Raw genomic sequence first — 16,500 nt, 5'->3', positions numbered from 1 at the left:
GAAACGTTTCGCGGCAACAGTTTCGCGCCATCATGATCATCACATCGCTGCTCGACACGGACCTGTACAAATTCAGCATGATGCAGGTCGTGCTGCATCATTTTCCGGCTGCACAGGTCGAGTACCGCTACAAGTGCCGTACTCCGGGCGTCAATCTGCGGCCCTATCTCGACGAAATACGCGCCGAGGTGCACGAGCTGTGCCAGCTGCGCTTCACCAGCGAGGAGCTGGATTATCTGCGCGGCCTGCGCTTCATCAAGAGCGATTTCGTCGACTTCCTGGGCCTGTTCCATTTGCCCGAGCGCTGCATATTCATCGGCGAGGGCGAGCAGCCCGGCGAAATATCCATCACGGTCAAGGGGCCATGGCTGCACACGATATTGTTCGAAATACCGGTGCTGGCCATCGTCAACGAAGTCTATTTTCGTAATACGCGCAGGAATCCCGATTGGGAGGAAGGCCGCAAGCGCCTGCAATCGAAGATGAACCTGGTGCTCGACGACCCCGCGCTGGCCGATTTCCGGGTCGCGGAATACGGCACCCGGCGGCGCTTCTCGAAGGTCTGGCACGAGGAAATCGTCTCGACCATGAAGGCGCGCATGGGGGTGCATTTCGCCGGCACCAGCAACGTGCTGCTGGCCATGCGGCACGGCGTGCTGCCGCTGGGCACCATGGGCCACGAGTATCTGCAGGCCTGCCAGGCGCTGGGGCCGCGGCTGCGCGACTCCCAGGTGTTCGCCCTGGAAGTCTGGGCCAAGGAATACCGCGGCGATCTCGGCATCGCCCTGTCGGACGTCTATGGCATGGATGCCTTCCTGCGCGACTTCGACATGTACTTCTGCAAACTGTTCGACGGCGCGCGCCACGATTCGGGCGATCCGTTCGTGTGGGGCGAGCGGCTGCTCGAGCACTACCGCGCCAATCGCGCGGATCCGCGCGCCAAGACCCTGGTGTTCTCGGATTCGCTGACATTTCCGCGCGCCATCGAGCTGGCGCGCCAGTTCGCCGGCCGCTGCAAGGTGTCGTTCGGCATCGGCACCAACCTGACCAACGACCTGGGCCACGAGCCCCTGCAGATCGTCATGAAGATGGTGCGCTGCAATGGGCAGCCGGTCGCCAAGGTATCGGATGCGCCCGAGAAGACGATGTGCGACGATCCCGCCTATCTGGCCTACCTGCGCCAGGTGTTCCAGCTTCCGCCGGCCTGAAGGCCGGCTTGTTTTCGCCAACCCATCCAATCAATGCATCAGGGGTGATTTATGAGCATTAAGCGCTTCAACGTGGAAAAGCGCCTGTCCGACATGGCTGTCTACAACGGCGTGGCCTACCTGGCTGGCCAGGTACCCGACGACGCCTCGCTGGACATGGCTGGCCAGACCGCACAGGTACTGGCCACCATCGACCGCCTGCTGGCCGAGGCCGGCACCGACAAGACCAAGATCCTCATGGCCCAGATCTTCGTGGCCAACATGAAGGAATTCGACGGCATGAACAAGGCCTGGGACGCGTGGGTCGCGCCGGGCAATTCGCCCCCGCGCGCCACGGTCGAGGCGCGCCTGGCCAATCCCGACTACAAAGTCGAGATCGTGGTCACCGCCGCGATCGGCTGATGGCAGGGGTGCCTGTCCCGCGGGGACAGGCGCAGTCTTGGCAGCCAGCCGTTCATGGCGTAGAGCGCCGTGCCTGTCCCAGTGGGGACAGGCACGCCTCGCCGCGGACGTCAGCCTCCATCCGGGGACGGGCGCTCGCGGAATCGACCGGTGCCGCGACGCCCTCATCTTGCCGGGCGCTTGCCGTCCGGGCCTCAACTACCCATCAGCAGGGTGGCCGCCAGCAGGCCGCCGAGCTCCTCGCAGCGAGCCAGAACGTCGGCGGGCACCTGCTTCGGAGCGGCGATCTGCTCGGGCGTTTGCGCGCCGCTGCGCGCGATCAACGGCGGCGCGGCCGCGCGCAGGCGCCAGCCGGTGCAGATGCGCTCGACCTGCCGGGCCGCGCCTTCGCCGTCGGTGCCGGCGCTGATGGCCACGCCGTAGGGGCGGCCCTGGATGCGGTCGAGCACGCCGTAATAGCAACGGTCGAAACATTCCTTCATGGCGCCGCTCAGGCTGCCCAGGTTCTCGGGCGCGCAGAACAGATAGCCGTCGGCGGCCAGCAGCGCCGCCGCGTCGGTGCGCGAGGCCGCCTGCCGCCGCACGCGCAACTGGCCCGGCTGTTCCAGCGCCAGGGCGGCGGCCAGCGCGCCGCGCTCCAGCGCCTGTGCCATCTGCCGCGCCGCGCCGGTGCGCGAATGCCAGGCGATGAGCAAGGTCTTCATGCCAGCCGGGCCAGGGGATCCTGGCGATAGTAGGCGCGCAGCAGGGCGTACCACTGCGGCAGGGCGTCGGCCAGGGGCTCCGGCTCGACGAAGAAGTGTTCCGAACTCACCGCGAAGAACTCGGCCTCGTCGGTGGCGGCGTAGGGGTCCAGCGGCAGGCGCGCATACCAGGGATCGGCCTGCGGGCTTTCCGGATCGACGTGCGCCGGAATGGCGCGCTCGACGGCTTCGACGGCGGCGGCGAAACGGTCCAGGCTGTCTTCCAGCACGCGGCGCCACTGGCGCGGGTCGATGTCCGGGTGGGCCGCCAGCGCCGGCATCCCGTCGGCCTGGCCGGCCAGCAGGTCCAGCTTGTGCGCGAATTCGTGGATGACCACATTGAAGGCGCCGTCGGAGCCCGCCGCATCGCTCCACGAGAGGATCACCGGCCCGCCCTCCCAGGCCTCGCCGACCGCCTCCTCGATGTATTCGTGCATGACGCCGTCCTCGTCCATGCGCTCGCGCTGGATGGAGAAGCCGGCCGGGTAGATGATGATTTCGTCCCAGCCTTCGTACAGGGTGGGCGACAGGTTCAGTACCGGCAGGGCGGCTTGCGCGGCGACCGACAGGCGCATGAAATCGGTGATTTCCAGCCCGTGCGCGCCGTTGATGTTCTTGCTCGCCAGCAGCCATGCCGCGCGCGCCTGCAGGGCCTGCCGCTCGGCCTCGGACAGGGCCGCCAGGAACGGGTAGGCGTGCAGCGTCCGCCGCCACAGATCGGGCGGGATGCGGGCCTGCATGGCGGCCACTTCGCCCGCCTTGGCGCCCCGGCCGCGTAGCCATCGCAACATGACTTGGAGTTCCTTGGAAATGCCTCTTGGCGTTAGTGTAGAGTGTAGGAAAAATTGACCCGAGTACGCTCGTCCCGTTCGCAATGTCCGCCACGTCCGCTCCAGATACGCCTACGCCGTTCGACGATGCCTGGCGCCAGTTGGCCGCCGCCGGGCTGGACGATGCCGGCCAGCGGCAATTGGCGCACGCGGCGGCCTGGGCCTGGCCGCGCTTCGAGGCGCAGAAGGCGCTGACCGGCGAGCCGCTGGCCAGCCATGCCGCCGGCGCGGTGCGCATCCTGGCCAGCCTGCATACCGACTAGGCCACCCGCGTGGCCGCGGTGCTGGCCTCGCTGCCGGCGGACCTGAACGCCCCCGCGCCGACCCTGCGCAACGACCCGGTGGCCAGCGAGTTCGGCGTCGAGGTGGCGCGGCTGGTGCAGGGCGCGCGCGCCCTGCTGCGGCTGGGCATCGTGGCGCGCCATGCCAGCGACAGCGAGGCCGAAAGCGGTTCCCAGAAGGAGATGCAGCGCAAGATGCTGCTGGCCATGGCGGCCGACCTGCGCATCGTGCTGATGCGGCTGGCGTCGCGGCTGCAGAGCCTGCGCTGGCATGCCGAGACCAGGACGCCGTGCGCGGCCGGTTTCGCGCGCGAGACGCTGGACATGTATACCCCGCTAGCCAACCGCCTGGGCATCTGGCAGCTCAAGTGGGAAATGGAAGACCTGGCGTTCCGCTTCCTCGAGCCCGAGCGCTACAAGCAGATTGCGCACCTGCTGGAGGAAAAGCGGGTCGAGCGCGAAGCCTTCATCGCCGAGGCCATCGCCCGCATGCAGGAGGCGCTGGCGCGGGCCGGCGTGGTCGCCGAGGTAAGCGGGCGGCCCAAGCACATCTACAGCATCTGGAACAAGATGCGCCTGAAAGGGCTGGATTTCAGCCAGATGTACGATCTGCGGGCCCTGCGCATCATCGTCGACGACGTGCGCGCCTGCTATACGGCGCTGGGGCTGGTGCACGAGATGTGGACGCCGCTGCCCGAGGAGTTCGACGACTACATCTCGCGCCCCAAGCCCAATGGCTATCGTTCGCTGCACACGGTGGTGACCGACGCCCAGGGACGCGCTTTCGAGGTGCAGATCCGTACCCGCGAGATGCACCAGTTCGCCGAGTACGGGATGGCGGCGCACTGGCGCTACAAGGAGGCCGGCGCGCGCGGCGGCCAGGTGGCCGCCTCCAGCGAATACGATCGCCAGCTGTCCTGGATGCGCCAGCTGCTGGCCTGGAACAGCGACGTCGAGGACGAGGGCGAGGCCGCGCGCCGCGCCGACCAGCGCATCTATGTGCTCACGCCGCAGGCCCGGGTGATCGAATTGCCGGCCGGCGCCACGCCGGTCGATTTCGCCTACCACCTGCATACCGACCTGGGGCACCGGTGCCGCGGGGCGCGGGTGGACGGCCAGATGGTGCCGCTGAACACCCGCCTGGCCACCGGCCAGACCGTCGAAGTCATCGCGGCCAAGTCGGGCGGCCCGTCGCGCGACTGGCTCAATACCCAGCTGGGCTATCTGGCCAGTCCGCGCGCGCGGGCCAAGGTGCGCATGTGGTTCAACGCCATCGAGCTGCAGCAGCGCATCACCCAGGGGCAGGCGCTGGTCGAGAAGGAGCTGCAGCGGCTGGGCAAGACGGCGGTCAACCTGGAGCAATTGGCCCAGGGACTGGGCTTCGCGCGCGCCGACGACCTGTACGTCGCCGCCGCCAAGGACGAGTTCAGCCTGCGCCAGATCGACGCGGTGTTCCAGCAGCCGGCGCCCGTGGCCGAACCCGAGCCGGCCGCGCTTGCGCACGCGCGCAGCGCCGACAGCGCCGAGAAAAGCGGCAAGAGCGGCGTGCTGGTGGTGGGCGTGGGGTCCTTGCTGACCCAGCTGGTTCGCTGCTGCCGGCCCGCGCCGCCGGACGAGATCGCCGGTTTCGTGACGCGCGGGCGCGGGGTCTCGATCCATCGCGCCGATTGCCCGAGTTACAAGGCGCTGGCCGAGCGCGAGCCGGAGCGGGTCATCGAGGTCGCCTGGGGCAAGACCAGCGATTCGTTCTACCCGGTCGATATCAGCGTGCGCGCCCAGGATCGCCCGGGCCTGCTGCGCGACCTCTCGGAAGTGTTCGCGCGCCAGCGGCTCAACGTGGTCGGCGTGAACACCCAGAGCCGCCAGTCGCTGGCGCACATGGTGTTCACGGTGGAAGTGCGCGGCGGCGAGTCGCTGCACAAGGCGCTCGATGCCCTGGGCGAGGTGGCCGGGGTCACCTCGGCGGCGCGCCGCTGAAAGGCTGCCGCACGACGGCGCGCCGGGGGCGGCCGCGTGCCCTACACTAGGTCTTTTGCACGTTCCGGGGAATTCCATGGACACTCGCACCTGGCTCGAGACGCTGGTGGCTATCGACACCACCAGCCGCAATTCCAACCTGGCGTTGATCGAAACCGTGCGGGACTGGCTCGGCCGGCAGGGCGTGCAGGCCTGGCTGGCGCACAACCCCGAGCGCACCAAGGCCAATCTGTTCGCCACGCTGCCAGCCAGCGATGGCGCAGAGCAGGGCGGCATCGTGCTGTCCGGCCATACCGATGTCGTGCCGGTCGATGGCCAGGACTGGTCCGCCGACCCGTTCGCCTTGCGCGAACAGGAGGGGCGGTTGTACGGGCGAGGCGCGTGCGACATGAAGGGCTTCATCGCCGCGTCGCTGGCCCTGGTGCCGGCGTTCCTGGAGATGCCCCGCAAGAAACCCATCCATCTGGCGTTTTCGTATGACGAGGAGGTCGGCTGTGCCGGCGCGCCCGTCATGCTGGCCGACCTGCGCGAACGCGGCATCCAGCCGGAGGGCTGCGTGGTCGGCGAGCCCACCGGCATGCAGGTGGTGGTGGCGCACAAGGGCATCAACCTGTTTCGCTGCCGGGTCCATGGCAAGGCGGCGCATTCGTCGCTGACGCCGCGCGGCTGCAACGCCATCGAATACGCGGCGCGGCTGATCTGCCGCATTCGCGACCTGGCCGACGCCTACAAGGCCAACGGCCCGTATGACGAGTTCTACGATGTGCCGTTCTCGACCATGACCACCAACCAGATCCACGGCGGGATCGCGGTCAACACCATCCCCGAGCTGTGCGAGTTCTCGTACGAGTTCCGCAACCTGCCGGGCATGCCGGCCGACGCCATCCAGGCCGAGGTCGAGCGCTACGTGCGCGACGAGTTGCTGCCGCGCATGCGCGTCGAATACACGCAAGCCCGCATCGACATCGAAACCGGCGCCGCGGCGCCCGGCCTGGAGGCGTCCGAGCAGGCGGCCATCACGCAACTGGTGCGCTCCCTGACCGCGGACCGGGTCACCCGCAAGGTGGCCTACGGGACCGAGGCCGGCCTGTTCCAGGGCATCGGCATCCCTACCGTGGTGTGCGGGCCGGGCCATATCGAACAGGCCCACAAGCCCGATGAATACGTGGCGCTGGACCAGCTGGCCGCCTGCGAGGCCTTCCTGCGGCGGCTCGGACAGTCGCTCTAGCGACGTCCGGGGAGGCATCCCCGGCCGGGGGCGCGCCTCTCGGGTAAAATGACGGGTTGCGAAACCGGTCCGCCGCGCCTGGCGCGGCGGCACCCCGGGGAGATTCCTGGTGAAACCTTACGACCTTCCGGATGCCCGGGGCCATTTCGGCCCCTATGGCGGTGTGTTTGTGGCGGAAACGCTGATGCACGCCCTAGACGAGCTGCGCGCGGCCTATGACCAGTGCCGCGTCGATCCCAGCTTCATCGACGAGTTCAATTACGAGCTCAAGCATTTCGTCGGCCGGCCCAGCCCGGTCTACCACGCCAGCCGCTGGTCGCAGCGCCTGGGCGGCGCGCAGATCTGGTTCAAGCGCGAAGACCTCAACCATACGGGCGCGCACAAGGTCAACAATTGCATCGGCCAGGCGCTGCTGGCGCGGCGCATGGGCAAGCCGCGCGTCATCGCCGAGACCGGCGCCGGCCAGCACGGCGTGGCCACGGCCACGGTAGCGGCCCGCTATGGCATGGAATGCGTGGTGTTCATGGGCAGCGAGGACGTGCGCCGCCAGGCCTCCAACGTCTATCGCATGAAGCTGCTGGGCGCCACGGTGGTGCCGGTGGACTCGGGCTCGCGCACCCTGAAGGACGCGCTGAACGAAGCCATGCGCGACTGGGTCACCAACATCGAGAATACGTTCTACATCATCGGCACGGTGGCCGGGCCCGACCCCTACCCGCGCATGGTGCGCGACTTCCAGACCGTCATCGGCAAGGAGTGCCTGACCCAGATGCCCGAAGTCATCGGCCGCCAGCCCGACTATGTGGTCGCGGCGGTGGGCGGCGGCTCCAACGCCATGGGCATTTTCCATCCCTATATCCCGTACGAGAACGTGCGCCTGATCGGCGTCGAGGCGGCGGGCGAGGGCATGGAAACCGGCCGCCATGCGGCCTCGCTGGCGGCGGGCCAGATCGGCGTGCTGCACGGCAACCGCACCTATGTCATGCAGAATGCCGACGGCCAGGTGCAGGAAACCCATTCGGTGTCGGCCGGGCTGGATTATCCCGGCGTGGGGCCGGAGCATGCGTGGCTCAAGGACAGCGGCCGCGCCGAGTACGCGGGCATCACCGACGACGAGGCGCTGGCGGCGTTCCACGATTGCTGCCGCATCGAGGGCATCATGCCGGCGCTGGAGTCCGCGCACGCCATTGCGCAGGCCGTGAAAATGGCGCCCGCGCTTTCCAAGGACAAGGTCATCCTGGTCAATCTGTCCGGCCGGGGCGACAAAGACATGCACACCGTGGCCGAGCGCGCGGGCCTTCAGCTCTGACCTATGACTACCACTGACCGAATTGCCGCCGCGTTTGCGCGGGTTTCCGAGGCCGGCCGCGCGGCGGCCCTGATCCCCTACATCGCCGCCGGCGACCCGTCGCCGCAGGCGACGGTACCGCTGATGCACGCGCTGGTGCGCGCCGGCGCCGACCTGGTCGAGCTGGGCGTGCCGTTCTCCGACCCCATGGCCGACGGTCCGGTGGTGCAACGCGCCGCCGAGCGCGCCATCGCCCAGGGCGTCGGGCTGCGCCGCGTGCTGGAGCTGGTGGCCGACTTCCGCCGGGACGACAGCGTCACGCCGGTAGTGCTGATGGGCTATGCCAATCCGATCGAACGCATGGGCCAGCGGGCGTTTGCGCAGGCCGCGCAGGCGGCCGGCGTCGACGGCGTGCTGGTGGTCGACTATCCGCCCGAAGAGGTCGACGAGTTCGCGGCCATGCTGGCCGAAGCCGGCGTGGCGCCGATCTTCCTGCTGGCGCCCACCTCCACCGAGGCCCGCATCGAGGCGATCGGCCGCGTGGCGCGCGGCTACGTCTATTATGTGTCGCTCAAGGGCGTCACGGGCGCGGGCAGCCTGGATACGGACGACGTCGCGCGCAAGCTGGCGCTGATTCGCCGCCACGTGCACATTCCGGTGGGCGTGGGCTTCGGCATCCGCGACGCGGCCAGCGCGCAGCGCATCGCCGCGCACGCCGACGCCGTGGTCATCGGCAGCAAGCTGATCGAGACCATGGAGCAGACCGGCGCCCAGGCCGGCGCGGACCAGAAAAACGAGGCTGCCATCGCGGCGGCGCAGCAATGGCTGCACACCATCCGGCTGGCGCTGGATGACGTCAAACGAGAAAACGCGCCGGCCTGAGCCCGCGCAAGCAAGTCACCTACGGGATACCAACCTATGAGCTGGATCGAGAAACTCCTGCCCCCGCGCATCAACAAGAACAGCGACAGCGGCGCGCGTCGCGTGCCGGAAGGGCTGTGGGTCAAATGTCCCTCGTGCGAATCGGTGCTGTACAGCGAAGACCTCGCCGCCAATCTGCATGTGTGCCCGAAATGCGACCATCACATGCGCATCGGTGCGCGCGCGCGTATCGACTCCCTGCTCGATATCGAGGGCCGGGTCGAGATCGGCCAGACCACCCGCTCGGTCGATACCCTGAAGTTCAAGGACTCGCGCAAGTATCCCGAACGCGTCCAGGAAGCCATGAAGCAGACGGGCGAGACCGATGCGCTGGTCGTCATGAGCGGTTCGATCCGCGGCGTGTCGGCGGTGCTGGCCTGCTTCGAATTCGAGTTCATGGGCGGTTCCATGGGCTCGGTGGTGGGCGAGCGCTTCGTGCGTGGCGTGCAGGCCGCGCTGGAGAACAAGACGCCGTTCATCTGTGTGGCCGCCTCGGGCGGCGCGCGCATGCAGGAAAGCCTGCTGTCGCTGATGCAGATGGCCAAGACCAACGCCATGCTGACGCGCCTGTCGGCCGCGGGGCTGCCGTTCATCAGCGTGCTGACCGATCCCACCATGGGCGGCGTGTCGGCCAGCTTTGCCTTCGTGGGCGATGTGGTGATTGCCGAACCCAAGGCGCTGATCGGTTTCGCCGGCCCGCGGGTGATCGAACAGACCGTGCGCGAGAAGCTGCCCGAAGGCTTCCAGCGCGCCGAGTTCCTGCTGAAGACGGGCGCCATCGACATGGTGGTGGACCGGCGCCAGTTGCGCGAGGAAATCGCCCGCCTGCTGGCCTTGCTTGGCAACGAGTCGGCCGACATCGTGGCTGCCGCCTGAGGCTGCCCGCCGGCAGTGCCTGCGAACGCCCGGCCCAGGCCGGGCGTTGTCATTTTTCCATGCATGCGAGGAATGCGGCGGCACTGTACCGCGCGATGTCGAATTCCGGGACGCAGTGTTGCCAGATTAAGACAGATGTCCGTGCTGGCCGCGGACATTTTCTGCTAAGGTTTAGCGCGTATCGAATTCGCAGATTTTGTGGAGCGTTCATGCAATTTCTCAAGAAAAACAAGCCCCTGTTCGGCATCGTTACACTGGCTCTGGCATGTGCCACCGCCCAGGCGCAGCCCACTCAGGGCGGGGTCAGCCTGCACTACGGTATTGGCGACCACTATCAGCGCGTCACGCTGAACTACGAAACCCCCACGCTCTGGAGCCACCAGTTCGGCGGCAATTGGGGCCGCCTGGACCTGACCCCCGAACTGGGCGCGTCGTACTGGTGGGCCGACGGCTCGCGCTCGCCCGGCCACGTGTGGCAGGCCAGCGCCATTCCGATGTTCCGCTGGTGGACCGGCGAGCGCTTCTACATCGAGGCCGGCATCGGCGCCACGGTTTTCAGCAGCACCAGCTTCGCCGACAAGCGCATCGGTTCGGCCTTCCAGTTTGGCGACCATATCGGGCTGGGCTTCCTGCTGACGCCCAGCAACCGCATCGGCCTGCGCTATTCGCACTTCTCCAACGCCGGCATCAAGGAACCGAACCCCGGCCTCGATATCGTGCAGCTGACCTATACGTACCAGTTCTGAGCAAGGCCGCCGATGGGGCAGCAAATCATTGCAAACCCGCCGGCGCACTGGCGGGTTTTTTTCTGAACCCATCGGGTAGTATCGAGGCGCACGGCGCGGCAGTGCCGGATGCCTGTCCCCATGCGGGGACAGATACCGTTTTGGCAGGCTAGCGTACATGGCGTATGGCGGGGTGCCTGTCCCGGCGGGGACAGGCACCTGAGGAATTGGCGGGTGCCAGTTTTCCTGCGGGGACAGGCACCCGAGGAGAAGTTTCATGATTTTCCGGCGATCCAGGCCTGGCACGATCGGTGCCGCCTTGTTTCTATGCGCCAGCCTGCTGGCTACGCCAGCGGCCTCGGCATGCACGCGCTTTGTCTACCATGGCGCCAACGACGAGGTGATCACCGCCCGTTCGATGGACTGGAAAGTGGATGTCGGGACCAACTTGTGGGTCTTTCCGCGCGGCATGAAGCGCTCGGGGCAGGCCGGACCGAATTCGATCCAGTGGACGTCGAAGCATGGCAGCGTCATCGCATCGGGCTACGATATTTCGACCACCGACGGCATGAACGAGGCCGGGCTGGTCGCCAACGTGCTGTGGCTGGCCGAGTCCTCGTACCCCGAATACGATGGCAAGACACCCGGGCTGACCCTGGCCGCCTGGGCGCAATATGTGCTGGACAACTTCGCGAGCGTGCGCGAAGCCGTCGATACGCTGGCGAGCGAGCCGTTCACCGTCGTCACGGACAATGTGCCCGGCGAGCAGCGGCCGGCCACCTTGCATCTGTCCTTGTCGGACGCCAGCGGCGACAGCGCCATCATCGAATATATCGACGGCAAGCAGGTCATCCACCACAACCGCGCCTACCAGGTGATGACCAACTCGCCGACCTTCGACAAGCAGCTGGCGCTGAACGAATACTGGAAGCAGATCGGCGGCACCGTGATGCTGCCCGGCACGAACCGGGCATCGGACCGTTACGCGCGCGCGTATTTCTACGTGAACGCGATTCCCAAGAGCGAGGATCCGGTCGAGGCGATAGCCAGCGTATTCAGCGTGATCCGCAACGTTTCCGTGCCGTATGGCATTACCACGCCCGACCAGCCCAATATTTCATCGACGCGTTGGCGCACGGTCGCCGACCACAAGCGCAAGCGCTACTTCTTCGAGTCGGCGCTGACCCCCAATATCTTCTGGATCGATCTGGGCGCGCTGGATTTCTCGGCGGAAAGCGGGAAGGTGATGAAGCTGGATCTTGGCCCCGATCAGGCCCATATCTATTCCGGCCAGGCCAACGCGCATTTCGAGCAGGCCGCGCCGTTCAAGTTCCTGGGGCTCTGAGCGCCGCGCATTGCGCGCGGGTGGGGCACAGCAGGAAAAAGCGGGTTGCGGCGCTGCCGCAACCCGCTTTGTGCGTCAGTGACGCGTTTCGACTTGCACCAACGGTTCGTTGGAAACCGAAGCCACCGGCTTGCGCTCGCGGCCCAGGCGCACCGGCGCGGCGGCCGCGGCGATGCGCATCTGGGTTTGCGCGTGACGTTCCGGATCGGTTTCGACCCAGGTCAGGCCGGCGGCGTCGAGGACGTCGTGCAGCGCGCCGGTTGCCGGTGCGGCCGCTTGCGCGGGCACCACGATGGCTTCGGCGGGACGGACGGCGGCGGGCTCGGGCGTCTTTTCGGGCTGAGCGACGGGCGCTTCGGCTTCAACCGGGGCCGCGGCCTGCTCGGCAGGCTCGACCGGGGTGGTTGCCGCCGGAGCCGTTTCGACCGGGGCCGTTTCGACCGGAGCCGTTTCGACCGGAGCCGTTTCCACCGGGGCGGCCGCTGCCGGCTCAGCCGGCTGGGCTTGCGCCTGCGGCGTTTCGACCGGCGTCAGTTCCGCTTGCACGGGCTGGACCGCTTGCGGGGCGGTGTCGGCGGCTGCAACCACGGGTTCGGCCCGGGGCGCCTCGGTAGCTTGCGGCGCGGTAGGCTCGGCGGCGGCGGTCTCGATCGTGGCGGCGGGCTCGTCGGCGGCCACGCTGACTGCCACGGGGGCGGCCACGGTCTCGGACTCGGCCGGCTGGGCAGGCGTCTCGATGTCCGCTACGCCCGCCGGCGCGTCGACCTGCTCGTCGTCGGCGCCTTCGACGCCTTCGGCATTGACCGTGCTGCCGTCTTCCTGGCTGCGGCGGCCACGGCGGCTGCGACGACGGCGACGCTTGCGCTCGGGATCGGTACCCGTTTCGGCGCCGGCGTCGACATTGGCGTCGATACCGTCGATGCCGTCGGCATCCTCGGCCACGGGAGCCAGCTCATTGCTGCTGGCGGCTTCGGCCACCGTCAGGGCCGCGGCAGCGGCGGCCGCCGGCGCGGGCGCCGCCTGGCGCTTTTCGGGCAGGGCGGCAGCCACGGTTTCGGCCAGTGCCGCCACCATGTTTTCCTGCTCGGTCATGGGCGTGTCGGTCTGGCCTTCCTCGCGACGGCCACGTCCGCGGCCGCGACGACCACGGCCACGGCCGCCTTCTTCGCCGGTCTCGGCGGTCGAGGGGCGTTCCTGGCGCGGCTGGCCGGCTGCCTGCTGTTGCTGGGTCTGCTCGCGTTCGGCCCGGGCTTCCTTCTGGCCACGCTCGCCGCGTTCACCGCGCTCTTCCTGGCGTCGTCCGCCGCGCACGTGATGACGCGCGTCGCCGCTCTCGGCGTGGTCGCCGCGGGGCTCATTGCGGCGATGGCGGTTGCGGTCCGAGCCGTGGCGTTCGCCGCGGCGGTCCTGGCCGTCGTGGGCGCGCCGCGCACGGTTCGCGCCGCGCTTTTCGTCTTCGGACTTGGTTTCGGTCTTGGCCGGTTCGGCGCTGCCGCCCAGCCAGGAGGTCAGGCGCTTGAACCAGCCGCCCAGTCCGCCCTGGGTGGCCGCCGCGGCGGCAGGCGCCTTGGCGGGGGCGGGCGTGGACACCGGGGCTGGCTGCGCGGGCGTGATGCCCTTGACCAGCGCTTCGGGGCGCGCCTTGATCTCGTGCTCGCGCGGCTGCCAGGTGAGGTCGGTGGCCGGGGCCTCGGCCAGCTCGAAGCTGGTCTTGCTTTTTTCCAGGCGCGGATCGTCGTGGCGCAGGCGTTCGATATGGTGGTGCGGCGTCTCCAGGTGCTTGTTGGGAATCAGCACCAGGTTGACCTTCAGGCGGGCTTCCATCTTGGTGATGTCGGCGCGCTTTTCGTTCAGCAGGAAGGTGGCCACGTCGACCGGCACCTGGGCGTGCACCGCCGCGGTGTTTTCCTTCATGGCTTCTTCCTGCAGCAGGCGCAGCACGTGCAGGGCGCTGGACTCGGCGTCGCGGATCACGCCGGTGCCGTTGCAGCGCGGGCAGGTGATGTGCGAGCCTTCGTTGAGCGCCGGACGCAGCCGCTGGCGCGACAGCTCCATCAGGCCGAAGCGCGAGATCTTGCCCATCTGGACGCGGGCGCGGTCGAAATGCAGGGCATCGCGCAGGCGCTGTTCGACGGCGCGCTGGTTCTTGCGGTCCTCCATGTCGATGAAGTCGATCACGATCAGGCCGCCGAGGTCGCGCAGGCGCAACTGGCGGGCCACTTCCTCGGCGGCTTCCAGGTTCGTGCGCAGCGCGGTTTCCTCGATGTCCGCGCCGCGCGTGGAGCGGGCCGAGTTCACGTCCACGGCAACCAGGGCTTCAGTGTGGTCGATGACCACCGCGCCGCCCGAGGGCAGCTGCACGGTGCGCGAGTACGCGGTTTCGATCTGGTGTTCGATCTGGAAGCGCGAGAACAGCGGGATGTCGTCGCGGTAGCGTTTGACGCGCTGGACGTTGTCCGGCATGACCACGCTCATGAAGGCGGTGGCCTGGTCGGCGATTTCGTCGGTGTCGATCAGGATTTCGCCGATCTCGGGCGAAAAATAGTCGCGGATCGCGCGGATGACGAGGCTGGACTCGAGGTAGATCAGGATCGGGGCGGCATTGTCGCGCGCCGCGCCGTCGATGGCGGTCCAGAGTTGCAGCAGATAGGACAGGTCCCACTGGAGTTCGTCGACGTTGCGCCCGATGCCGGCGGTGCGCGCGATGATGCTCATGCCCTGGGGGACATCGAGCTGCTCCATGGTGTCGCGCAGTTCCTGGCGGTCCTCGCCTTCGACGCGGCGCGATACGCCGCCGCCGCGCGGGTTGTTCGGCATCAGGACGAGGTAGCGGCCGGCCAGCGAGATGAACGTGGTCAGGGCGGCGCCCTTGTTGCCGCGCTCTTCCTTCTCGACCTGGACGATCAGCTCCTGGCCTTCGCGCAGGGCGTCCTGGATGCGTGCGGTGCGCACGTCCACGCCTTCCTTGAAGAAACTGCGCGCGACTTCCTTGAACGGCAGGAAGCCGTGGCGGTCTTCGCCGTAGTTGACGAAGCAGGCTTCCAGGCCGGGTTCGATGCGGGTGATGACGCCTTTGTAGATGTTGCCTTTGCGTTGTTCGCGACCGGCAGTCTCGATGTCGAGATCGATCAGTTTCTGGCCGTCGACGATTGCAACGCGCAGTTCTTCCTGGTGCGTCGCATTAAACAGCATGCGCTTCATGAGTGGTGTTCTCCGTTGTCATGACGCGCCGATATCGGCGCGTGACCTCGGGTCACTCGGGCTGCGGACTGAAGCGGGCAAGAGAATGCGGACCGTACCTGGGCGGCCGCCCAGGCGTATCCGCCGCGGGTCAGGCGGGCACGTCGTGCCGTAGGGCACGGGGTTCGGGCAGCAGGAGGGTCAGCTTCACTGAGTGGTTGACGGATGAGTGCTGTGAACGTCAGTTGCGGCGGGATTGGGTACCCGTACGCACCTGGTGCTTTATTTAAATCTGCGACGATTTTTGCGTTGCTTCAGAGACGCTTGCGGCTTGCAAGGGGGCTGCCAGGAAGGCGGGCATCGTGCCACACCACCGTCCGACAGGCCGCGCTTGCGCCGGCGACCAAGAGACCCCGGAGCTGAACGAGCAGGCAGTACAATGCGGCCTGCGCGTCCGACGGAGACGCTAACGAATATTGCATCTCAACGCCAGGCGGCTGTTCAGCCCCTTAAGGCTGTCCCGATTATATGTCGCTTTCCGCAATGCGCAAAGAAACTTCCCCTGGCACCACGCCACCCGCTGTCCGCATGCTGGCAATCGGCCCCGAGCACGATGGCCAGCGCATCGATAATTTCCTGCTCAGGCTGTGCAAGGGCGTCCCCAAGAGCCATATCTACAAGGCCATCCGCGGCGGTGAAGTGCGGGTAAACAAGGGACGCATCTCGGCCGAATACCGCCTCGTCGAGGGGGACGTCGTACGGGTACCGCCGCTGCGCCTGCCCGACCCGGGCGCGGCCAGGCCGGTTCCCGGCGCGGAATTTCCCGTCGTGTACGAAGACGATGCGCTGCTGGTCATCGACAAGCCGGCCGGCGTGGCGGTGCATGGCGGCAGCGGCGTGTCCTTCGGCGTCATCGAGCAGTTGCGGGCCGCCCGTCCGCAGGCCCGCTTCCTGGAGCTGGTGCACCGCCTGGACCGCGAGACCTCCGGCCTGCTGATGCTCGCCAAGAAACGCAGCGCCCTGCTGGCGCTGCACGCCATGCTGCGCGAAGGCAAGGGCGACAAGCACTATCTGGCGCTGGTGGAGGGCGACTGGGTCAACGACCGCCAGCACATCCGCCTGGCGCTGACCAAATGGACCACCCAGTCCGGCGAGCGCCGCGTACGGGTCGACCAGGCGGGGCAGGCCGCCCACACCATTGTCACGCTCAGGAAGCGTTTTGGCGGTTACAGTCTGGTCGACGCCGAGCTGCGCACCGGCCGCACCCACCAGATCCGCGTGCATCTGGCGTCCAGCGGCTTTCCCATTGTCGGCGATGATAAATACGGGACGGATGAAACCCGGGCCGCGTTCGCGCGGCGCGGGTTCGGACGCATGTTCCTGCACGCACACCAGCTGACGTTGCCTCACCCCCTCACGGGAGAAACCTTGCGCTTGACGGCGGACCTGCCGCCCGCCTGCCTCAAGCTGTTGAAACAACTGGAGACGGCCTGACC

12 protein-coding genes and 1 pseudogene are annotated in these 16,500 nt (G+C 67.7%); 10 read left to right on the top strand and 3 right to left on the bottom strand.

What is annotated here, in order from left to right:
- Window positions 1-32: 32 nt before the first annotated feature.
- On the top strand, window positions 33-1,208 hold the full coding sequence (gene pncB / locus LK409_RS14775; RefSeq protein WP_033459649.1) for a nicotinate phosphoribosyltransferase: 1,176 nt from the start codon (window positions 33-35) through the stop codon (window positions 1,206-1,208).
- A 51-nt stretch (window positions 1,209-1,259) separates the two neighbouring features.
- Window positions 1,260-1,610: a RidA family protein gene (locus tag LK409_RS14770; protein ID WP_003813850.1), complete on the top strand. Its 351-nt coding sequence runs from the start codon at window positions 1,260-1,262 to the stop codon at window positions 1,608-1,610.
- Window positions 1,611-1,804: 194 nt separating this feature from the next.
- Here LK409_RS14770 and LK409_RS14765 read toward each other — a convergent pair whose 3' ends face one another.
- Together LK409_RS14765 and LK409_RS14760 are read right to left on the bottom strand one after the other, a co-directional pair.
- Window positions 1,805-2,314 (bottom strand): NAD(P)H-dependent oxidoreductase, encoded by a 510-nt coding sequence (locus tag LK409_RS14765; protein ID WP_003821327.1) that lies wholly within the window; start codon window positions 2,312-2,314, stop codon window positions 1,805-1,807.
- On the bottom strand, window positions 2,311-3,144 hold the full coding sequence (locus LK409_RS14760) for a M90 family metallopeptidase (RefSeq protein ID WP_003813848.1): 834 nt from the start codon (window positions 3,142-3,144) through the stop codon (window positions 2,311-2,313). Before LK409_RS14760 ends, LK409_RS14765 begins: the two co-directional genes overlap by 4 nt.
- Window positions 3,145-3,227: 83 nt before the next feature.
- On the opposite strand from LK409_RS14760, the pseudogene LK409_RS14755 reads away from it, so the two are divergent.
- From LK409_RS14755 to LK409_RS14725, 7 genes and pseudogenes are all read left to right on the top strand, one after another.
- A pseudogene (locus LK409_RS14755) lies at window positions 3,228-5,441 on the top strand (RelA/SpoT family protein).
- Between the two features lie 76 nt (window positions 5,442-5,517).
- On the top strand, window positions 5,518-6,669 hold the full coding sequence (argE, locus tag LK409_RS14750; protein ID WP_041937268.1) for an acetylornithine deacetylase: 1,152 nt from the start codon (window positions 5,518-5,520) through the stop codon (window positions 6,667-6,669).
- A gap of 109 nt (window positions 6,670-6,778) precedes the next feature.
- On the top strand, window positions 6,779-7,978 hold the full coding sequence (gene trpB / locus LK409_RS14745; protein ID WP_059565546.1) for a tryptophan synthase subunit beta: 1,200 nt from the start codon (window positions 6,779-6,781) through the stop codon (window positions 7,976-7,978).
- A gap of 3 nt (window positions 7,979-7,981) precedes the next feature.
- Window positions 7,982-8,839 (top strand): tryptophan synthase subunit alpha, encoded by an 858-nt coding sequence (gene trpA, locus LK409_RS14740; protein WP_010929007.1) that lies wholly within the window; start codon window positions 7,982-7,984, stop codon window positions 8,837-8,839.
- A gap of 36 nt (window positions 8,840-8,875) precedes the next feature.
- Window positions 8,876-9,754, top strand: coding sequence for an acetyl-CoA carboxylase, carboxyltransferase subunit beta (gene accD / locus LK409_RS14735; protein WP_003813843.1), 879 nt, complete (start codon window positions 8,876-8,878; stop codon window positions 9,752-9,754).
- Window positions 9,755-9,963: 209 nt separating this feature from the next.
- Window positions 9,964-10,500 (top strand): acyloxyacyl hydrolase, encoded by a 537-nt coding sequence (locus tag LK409_RS14730; protein ID WP_003813842.1) that lies wholly within the window; start codon window positions 9,964-9,966, stop codon window positions 10,498-10,500.
- A 256-nt stretch (window positions 10,501-10,756) separates the two neighbouring features.
- Window positions 10,757-11,824: a linear amide C-N hydrolase gene (locus tag LK409_RS14725; RefSeq protein ID WP_010929006.1), complete on the top strand. Its 1,068-nt coding sequence runs from the start codon at window positions 10,757-10,759 to the stop codon at window positions 11,822-11,824.
- A gap of 75 nt (window positions 11,825-11,899) precedes the next feature.
- Here the strand turns inward: LK409_RS14725 and LK409_RS14720 are convergent, their stop codons facing one another.
- Complete coding sequence (locus LK409_RS14720) at window positions 11,900-15,025, bottom strand: ribonuclease E/G (RefSeq protein ID WP_010929005.1); 3,126 nt, start codon at window positions 15,023-15,025, stop codon at window positions 11,900-11,902.
- 507 nt (window positions 15,026-15,532) lie between these two features.
- On the opposite strand from LK409_RS14720, the gene LK409_RS14715 reads away from it, so the two are divergent.
- Window positions 15,533-16,498: an RluA family pseudouridine synthase gene (locus tag LK409_RS14715; RefSeq protein ID WP_003813839.1), complete on the top strand. Its 966-nt coding sequence runs from the start codon at window positions 15,533-15,535 to the stop codon at window positions 16,496-16,498.
- Window positions 16,499-16,500: the final 2 nt, after the last annotated feature.

The organism is Bordetella parapertussis (assembly GCF_020735925.1).
GTDB lineage: Bacteria > Pseudomonadota > Gammaproteobacteria > Burkholderiales > Burkholderiaceae_B > Bordetella > Bordetella pertussis.
Note: the sequence above shows the minus strand (reverse complement) of the source record. Positions and strands in the feature narration are given on the sequence as shown.